Source organism: Luteimonas sp. 8-5, assembly GCF_029763755.1.
Lineage (GTDB): Bacteria > Pseudomonadota > Gammaproteobacteria > Xanthomonadales > Xanthomonadaceae > Cognatiluteimonas.
Genome location: NZ_JARUVM010000103.1, coordinates 1 through 1,227, shown reverse-complemented (window position 1 = coordinate 1,227; position 1,227 = coordinate 1). Strand labels below are relative to the sequence as shown.

3 protein-coding genes are annotated in these 1,227 nt (G+C 72.5%); 2 read left to right on the top strand and 1 reads right to left on the bottom strand.

The window, feature by feature from the left end; genetic code table 11:
- Together QAA18_RS10390 and QAA18_RS10385 are read left to right on the top strand one after the other, a co-directional pair.
- Positions 1 to 503, top strand: a 503-nt coding sequence (locus QAA18_RS10390; protein WP_279412868.1) for a chemotaxis protein CheB, incomplete at its 5' end; no start/stop codon positions are given.
- 10 nt (positions 504 to 513) lie between these two features.
- Complete coding sequence (locus tag QAA18_RS10385; RefSeq protein ID WP_279412867.1) at positions 514 to 990, top strand: chemotaxis protein CheW; 477 nt, start codon at positions 514 to 516, stop codon at positions 988 to 990.
- Here QAA18_RS10385 and QAA18_RS10380 read toward each other — a convergent pair.
- On the bottom strand, positions 987 to 1,227 hold a 241-nt coding region (locus tag QAA18_RS10380), incomplete at its 5' end, for an RsmE family RNA methyltransferase (protein ID WP_279412866.1). The two genes, QAA18_RS10385 and QAA18_RS10380, sit on opposite strands and share 4 nt — an antisense overlap.

The window sequence follows — 1,227 nt, the reverse complement described above, 5'->3', positions numbered from 1 at the left end:
TCGGCGGCCCCGACGCCGTGCGCCAGCTCCTGGGCGCACTGCCCGAAGGCTTCGCAAGGCCGGTGGTCGTGCGCCAGCGCCTGGACGGCGGTCGCCACGACCGGCTGGTGCAGCAGATGCAGCGCGCCACGATCCTGCCCGTCGCGCTCGCCGAAGCCGGCACGACGCTGCAGTCGGGCCGCATCTACATCCTTCCCGATGGCATGACGACGACCCCGCAGGGCGAGTCTGCCGTGTTCAGCGCCACCGATGCGCCGGTCCCGGTGCTCGCCGGCCTGGCCGCAAGCGACAGCGCGATCCTGCTGCTCAGCGGCAGCGATCCGGCCGTGGTTCCGGAAGTCATGGGCGCTGCCAGCCAGGGCGCGCTGGTCGCCGGCCAGGCGCTGGAAGACTGTTTCGACAGCGCCGCCTCGGCGGCGCTGGTCGCCGCGGGCGGGCAGGCCATGGCGCCCGCCGACTTCGCCCAGCGCCTGTCCACGCGCTGGCTTTCCCTGAGTCTGTGAGCACGAAGCCATGAACATGACCGCCCAGGCCGATATCCGAGGCGTGCTGATCCAGATCGCGGGCGCGCGCCTGTTGCTGCCCAACGCCACCATCGCCGAGGTGCTCTCGTTCGCCGACCCGGAGCCGATCGCCGATGCGCCCGAATGGCTGCTCGGCCGCATCCGCTGGCGCGGCTGGCAGCTGCCGCTGGTCGCGTTCTCGCGCCTGGCCGGCATCGCCCAGGAGAAGGGCGGGCTGGGCAGCAAGGTCATCGTGCTCAAGGCCCTGGGTGGCGATCCCAAGGCGCCGTTCTTCGCGGTCCTGACCCAGGGCTTCCCGCGCCTGGTCACGGTGTCGGATTCACGCCTGGTGACCCGCGAGACCGAACCCTCGCTGCTGCCCAACGGCGTGCAGGCGCAGGTGCTGCTCAACGAGGACGAGGCCCTGGTGCCCGACCTGGAAGCGGTCGAGCGCATGATCGGCGAGACGCTGCAGCAGGCCGCCTAGGCCGAGAGATCCCCGTAGCGCGATTGCAGCGCGGCGATGGCCGCGATGCCGGCGGTCTCCGTGCGCAGGATGCGCGGCCCCAGGCGCAGGCCGGTGAAGCCGGCAGACTGCAGCTGTCCGCGGTCGCGCGGCGACCAACCGCCTTCCGGACCCACCGCCAGGATGCAGGTGCCGCCCGCATCGGCCACCGTGGCGATCGATTCGCCGGCGCCCGGATCGAGCAGGAACCGCGCGCTC

Coding starts and splice junctions, on each gene's coding strand:
- QAA18_RS10385 (WP_279412867.1), top strand. CDS start 514: ATGAACATGACCGCCCAGGCCGATATCCGAGGCGTGCTGATCCAGATC.